The organism is Porphyromonas uenonis 60-3, assembly GCF_000174775.1.
Lineage (GTDB): Bacteria > Bacteroidota > Bacteroidia > Bacteroidales > Porphyromonadaceae > Porphyromonas > Porphyromonas uenonis_A.
Genome location: NZ_ACLR01000248.1, coordinates 1 through 516, shown reverse-complemented (window position 1 = coordinate 516; position 516 = coordinate 1). Strand labels below are relative to the sequence as shown.

At 53.5% G+C, this 516-nt stretch carries 1 protein-coding gene; it reads right to left on the bottom strand.

What is annotated here, in order from left to right; genetic code table 11:
- The coding region (locus tag PORUE0001_RS09740) for a DDE-type integrase/transposase/recombinase (RefSeq protein ID WP_007366284.1) at positions 1–516 on the bottom strand (516 nt) is incomplete at both ends.

The following is a 516-nucleotide window of genomic DNA, read 5'->3' as shown; positions in this document are numbered from 1 at the left end:
ATGATTCCGTTAAGTCGCTCAGCCATAGCGTTGTGGAGAGGGTTGCCGGTCTGGGTAACGCTGGTTACGATGCCTAGGCTGGCCTCGTAGTCGGTCATCTGCTTGGAGACGTATTGACAGCCTCGGTCGCTATGGAAGATGAGTCCTTTGAGGTCAAAGCCATGCTTTTTGTAGAAGTCAACGGTCTGTTTTAGTGCGTTGTAGGGGCCCTCTGTGGAGAGCGTGGGCTGCAGGTCAAAGCCGGTGATGATGCGGCTATAAGCATCCATCGTCAGGGAGAGATATGCGAAGCCCCCTAAACACTTGACGTAGGTTATGTCTGATACGGTGAGCCGGCAATGGTCGGTGGCGATGTACTTAGGGGTGGTGTTCAGGTGGTCTTGGAAGCCGTGATTGACCACGCCCTTGGTTGTCTGAGGCGGACGCTTGCGTCTGCGACTTCTCAGTAGCATATCGTTGGCTCCTAACACTTTGTAGAGCCAGTCTCGACCTACTTGGAAGGTTCCTTTGAAGTAC